Here is a 4684-nt window from a genome sequence, read left to right as displayed (position 1 = left end):
TACCGCAACCGCGCGATACGACCTGTGTGAACTGGATGTCTGCCATAGTCTAATGTATATTGGTGTATATAATATAGACGGGCGTCAACCCTTTTCATGAACTTTGGCGACTACAAATTATGTCATGAGGGTTTCATTGTTTGTTGTATTATTGGTTTATTGACTTAAATATTGTTCTTTCAGCGAACGGAAGGTACGATAATCTTTCTTCTGTCTATTCTTATACCCTCCCATAATGATTATCTTTCCTCCAAACTTGGATATGCCGTAAACTCTTAGATCACCATCCTTAAATTCGTATTCTTTAACCTTTTCTTTATCCGGGGTGACATCTTTGAATTTGGTGTTAGGTAGCGTTCTATTGTTTGCCACCTCATTCATATAAAAATATATCTTTTCAAGACTCCTTTTATTCTGTTCTTCTAGCTCTTGTTCAAAGATGTCAAACGGGGCAACTCCATCGACTAAGAGTTTCTCGAAAGTCTGTTTACCTTGAACAGCCTCTATGTTTTGGAGTGCAAATTTAGACATAATAAAGTTAAGTTGCAACTAAACTTCTAATTAATTTTGTAGCACCTCATCAAAAAGAGAATGATACATTGCAAATATAATGATAATTAAGAAGCTGTTTAAATTTCAATCGTTAATTTTGCTATACATGAGACGGCAGAAGGTGTGTTGAACCATCGCCACTCCGGTTTATGAGTAAAATTCATAGTCTATGGCATCCTCCTGAAGTATTACTCAATAAAAACTAATACAGAATGAATACTTGCGCGAATATACGTAAAGGCCGTGAAAGGGTTCTTATATTCCATAAAGAGGAATCATATCTTGTAGTCTTGGAAAAAAGAGATGGTTACACATTGCTATGGACAGCCTATCCAATAGAATACCATCATACATACGAAAAATTGATGAAGGAGTACGAAGCATATAAAAAAGCAAGGACCGCCATAGAATGACGATCCCGTTACTCCTTACTACAACTTGGTTGATGAGCTGCTGCAAATATCCGCTTTTGTTTTGATTTTTGCAATACTTTTTCAAAAAAAGTAAAATTTTGCAGAAGAATTTTGGTGAAAAGGATGAGACTGTCTGGCTATCGCCAGTAGAAAATCACTTCAATAGAAAGAATTTGCGTAATTTTGTCTGTAAGCAAGTTTTATCATCAATGTACGACCCTCTCTCCCCTTCTCAGCGTCATAAGTGCATGTCGCACATCCGGTCAAAGAATACCAAGCCGGAGGTGAAGCTGCGCAAGGAGCTGTTCAGTCTTGGATACCGGTACCGCATTAACAAGAAAGGGCTTCCGGGCTCTCCGGACATTGTCCTGAAGAAGTATCGCACGTGCATCTTTGTGAACGGTTGCTTCTGGCATGGGCACAAGGATTGCCGGTATGCCACAAGGCCTAAGACGAATACGGAGTTCTGGAGCACGAAGATTGAGAACAATCGCGAGCGCGACCTGCGGGATTATACCTTCCTTGAAGCGCTTGGATGGCGCGTCATTGTTGTATGGGAGTGCGAGTTGAAGAAGGACTGTCTTGATGTCACAATGGCTTCTGTGAGGGAAAAACTTGAAGCTAACCGTGAGTCCTGGCTTGCCGAGCAGGCTGAACGGCGCGAGCGAAGAGAAGAGTGGCAGGAGGAAATCAGGAGGAGGAAGGAAAAGGCATTGGAGTTTAGAGTAATATGAACTATCTCAACAGATGAATTCTTACAAGCCCAATTAGATACTCCTTTTCCACATTGTATATTCCGGCCTTGGAGATATGAGTATGTTCCTCGGTGCCCTGGCGGATGATGTATTTGCGGGCAATGCCGTCAACGGTTGCGGTTAGATGCAGGTTGCCTTTGAAGGTCTGAGTCAGTTGTGGGTTTTCAATGGAATGGCCGTCAATCTCAAAGGCGCTCTCCCCTTCCGCCTGTTTGAATCCCCAAGCCTTGAGCTTGGAGTCCAGGCAGGTCTCTATGCGGCCGATCCATTCGTCAGCAGCGCCGCACTCAGTTGCAAATTCGCGGAAGCGGGCGATTGATTCAGCAACCTTCCGTACTATCGATTCCGGACGGCGGATACCATTATCCTTCGCAAAATCAATCGCGTCCTGCAGTGTCAGACCTGAGAGTTTGCCTCGGGCAAAGATGCAGTGATCCCTGTTTGGAAGGTAGCCGCCAAGGTCGAATATGAATGTCATATCGTATGCCGGCGACAGCTTCCATTGGCCGTCGGGGGTCATTATGAACGTGAAGTTCTTGTTGTGGTCATCGGTATTGTTCGCCAGATGGTTGAATACCATACGGCGGAATATCTCCTGGCAGTCGCTTTCCGGAAGATGCAGCTTACGGCAGGTGGTAAGCAGGCTCTCATAGCTGTCATCCTCTGGCGAGATAGCGGCCAGAGTCTGGGTATGCAGTTTCTTCGAGCCGTCACGATCATAACGCATCGTGAGGAAATGTCTGTATCCGCCAACTTCTTTGAGTTCTGAATGCATCATGGTAATGCCTGCGGCAATGGCTATCTTGTAGTAGGCCATTTCTAGTTCAGCAGAACTTCGTGAAGCGTCGCCGAATTTCAGGATGCAGTAATCGCAGTTCTCCTGCCCGGCAATCTGTCCTGACGTAATCTCGCCTGTCTCGCGGTTGACAGCCAGGATTGCTTTCGGCTGTCTTCCCCCCGCTGACGTGCCTACTGCTATCAAAGCCTGCATGGTGATTGATTCATCCGGACGGATGACTGCTTCCTCGCGATCCTTGAATATGCGCTGTGCAAGTTCTATCAATGACTTGACATCAACCTTTCCCCTGCCCTTCCCTAACTTTACCTCCGGGATGAACTCCAGGGCGCCCATACCACGACGGCCGATAAAGGAGAGTTTCTCCAGTGGTGTGATGTCGGGCTTGGCAAGGTGCTGCTCCCTGGCCCATAGGTCGAACAGTTGATTGCCCCATGAATCAGGCAATGAGTCTGCCAGAAAAGCAGGAAGCTTCTGGTAGATTCTGCCGCTTTCACCCCAAACGGGCATAAGTGTGTTGCCGCGCTTGATGGGAGCGGTCAGAGGAGCAAGTTCCAGCCCTTTTGAGACGTATTCCGGATTGTATGTGAAGTACGAGGTCTTTCGGCTGTTGTCCCAAGAGAGACGGCCTATTTCCTCGTCCCACAGCATTACCTTGATTGAACTATTCATTGTCCTTGTGCCTTATGCGTTGAACCTTCCTGTTTCCGCTGCGTTGGAGATAAGGAGACTCCGGCAACTCCGGCAGCAGACCATCGATGGAATTGACCTGGCCGACCGCCTTGAGCAGCAGTATGAATGTGGCCAGCGAGACATTCCCGGCTGCCCCGTTCTCGAATGTGGTGATGGTTGTGATTCCCAGCCCGGTACTCTCGGCTACATCCTTTTGGGTCATATTGCACCTCAAACGATACTCCTTGAACCTCGTTCCGAGCAGCCTGATCAACTCAGTAGCCGAATATTCGTACATATCTACCATAACTTGCGGTATTGCGATAGTAAGTAATTGATTTAACGTTAACTAACTGTATTTCGTTAGTTACATTGCAAATATATGGATATTTCGGTAATCGGCAAAATATTATTGACTGTCTTGATGTCACTATGGCTTCTGTGAGGGAAAAACTTGAAGCGAACCGTGAGTCCTGGCTTGCCGAGCAGGCTGAACGGCGCGAGCGAAGAGAAGAGTGGCAGGAGGAGATCAGGAGGAGGAAGAAATTGCTTTACATTACATCATAACTGATGTATATTCAATAATTTTTACTATTTTTGCATCAGAAAGGACATAATTTTGGCAATAAGTTTAATAGCAAAAAAGTTGAAGCAGCTCCGCAAGGAAAACGGAATGACCCAAGTTGACCTCGCAATGAAGTCGGGCGTAGGGCTGAACTTCGTAAGGGAACTGGAACAAGGAAAAGAAACCGTCCGTATGGACAAGGTGGCTCAGGTATTCGTGCTTTTCGACTATGAATTGGTACCTCAAAAGAAAAGTAACGAGTGATGAAAGCTGCATTGGTTAAATACAAGAACATTAGAGCCGGCCTCCTGAAGGAAACAGATGAAGGCTATGAATTCCAGTATGACTCTGAATACCTTGCCTCGGATTCCCCTGCTGCCGTCAGCCTGACCTTGCCGCTCAGCGACAAGCCTTACAAGTCTCCTGTCCTCTTCCCTTTCTTTGACGGGCTGATTCCGGAAGGTTGGTTGCTGGATGTGGCACTCAGAAACACGGATATTAGTGAACTGGACCGCTATGCGCTGCTTCTGCTTTGCTGTAAAGACTGTATAGGCGCAGTGAGTGTTGAACCGCTAAATGATGAATTCCATGAGTAAGTGCCTGTATTGCTATAGGGAATTGGACTCAGGAGAACTCGATTTCCACAAGGAGTGCGTGAAGAAGTTCTTCGGGACTTCTGAGGCACCGGCTTTTGACTACTCGAGGGATGAAATGGATGAGCTTGCGGGGAAGATAATCCAGTCACAAACAACACTTACCGGTGTCCAGCCAAAGTTATCGCTCCATCTGGACAAGCACCGTAATAGCCATAAACTTACCATCGAGGGTCTCTGGGGAGATTTCATCTTCAAACCGCAGACAGAAAGATTCAGACTGCTTCCTGAAAACGAGGATCTGACAATGCATCTTGCCGGGCTTGCAAAAATCAAAA

Annotated in this window: 8 protein-coding genes and 1 pseudogene; 6 read left to right on the top strand and 3 right to left on the bottom strand. The window is 46.2% G+C overall.

Annotated elements, in window-relative coordinates; genetic code table 11:
* Positions 1–156 precede the first annotated feature (156 nt).
* Positions 157–531, bottom strand: a complete 375-nt coding sequence (locus tag AC06L3_RS07985) for a hypothetical protein (protein ID WP_475670092.1) — start codon at positions 529–531, stop codon at positions 157–159.
* A gap of 233 nt (positions 532–764) precedes the next feature.
* Between AC06L3_RS07985 and AC06L3_RS07980 the strand changes: the two genes are divergently transcribed.
* Together AC06L3_RS07980 and AC06L3_RS07975 are read left to right on the top strand one after the other, a co-directional pair.
* Positions 765–965 (top strand): hypothetical protein, encoded by a 201-nt coding sequence (locus AC06L3_RS07980; protein WP_475670091.1) that lies wholly within the window; start codon positions 765–767, stop codon positions 963–965.
* Positions 966–1174: 209 nt separating this feature from the next.
* Complete coding sequence (locus tag AC06L3_RS07975) at positions 1175–1699, top strand: very short patch repair endonuclease (protein WP_475670090.1); 525 nt, start codon at positions 1175–1177, stop codon at positions 1697–1699.
* A 1-nt stretch (position 1700) separates the two neighbouring features.
* On the opposite strand, the gene AC06L3_RS07970 is transcribed toward AC06L3_RS07975, so the two are convergent.
* Complete coding sequence (locus AC06L3_RS07970) at positions 1701–3188, bottom strand: type II toxin-antitoxin system HipA family toxin (RefSeq protein WP_475670089.1); 1488 nt, start codon at positions 3186–3188, stop codon at positions 1701–1703.
* Complete coding sequence (locus AC06L3_RS07965; protein WP_475670088.1) at positions 3181–3495, bottom strand: helix-turn-helix domain-containing protein; 315 nt, start codon at positions 3493–3495, stop codon at positions 3181–3183. Before AC06L3_RS07965 ends, AC06L3_RS07970 begins: the two co-directional genes overlap by 8 nt.
* Positions 3496–3620: 125 nt before the next feature.
* Between AC06L3_RS07965 and AC06L3_RS07960 the strand changes: the two genes are divergently transcribed.
* The 4 genes and pseudogenes from AC06L3_RS07960 to AC06L3_RS07945 form a co-directional block, all read left to right on the top strand.
* Positions 3621–3755: a hypothetical protein gene (locus AC06L3_RS07960; protein ID WP_475670087.1), complete on the top strand. Its 135-nt coding sequence runs from the start codon at positions 3621–3623 to the stop codon at positions 3753–3755.
* Positions 3756–3807: 52 nt separating this feature from the next.
* Entirely contained in the window at positions 3808–4017 is a 210-nt protein-coding gene (locus AC06L3_RS07955; RefSeq protein ID WP_475670086.1) for a helix-turn-helix transcriptional regulator, read from the top strand.
* Entirely contained in the window at positions 4017–4349 is a 333-nt protein-coding gene (locus AC06L3_RS07950) for a HipA N-terminal domain-containing protein (RefSeq protein ID WP_475670085.1), read from the top strand. The genes AC06L3_RS07955 and AC06L3_RS07950 overlap by 1 nt, the downstream gene beginning before the upstream one ends.
* Positions 4342–4684: pseudogene (locus AC06L3_RS07945) on the top strand (type II toxin-antitoxin system HipA family toxin); the annotation flags it as partial. The gene AC06L3_RS07950 and the pseudogene AC06L3_RS07945, both read left to right, overlap by 8 nt.

The sequence above is a fragment of the Candidatus Egerieousia sp. genome (assembly GCF_056211015.1).
This window is presented reverse-complemented; position numbering and strand designations above follow the sequence as displayed.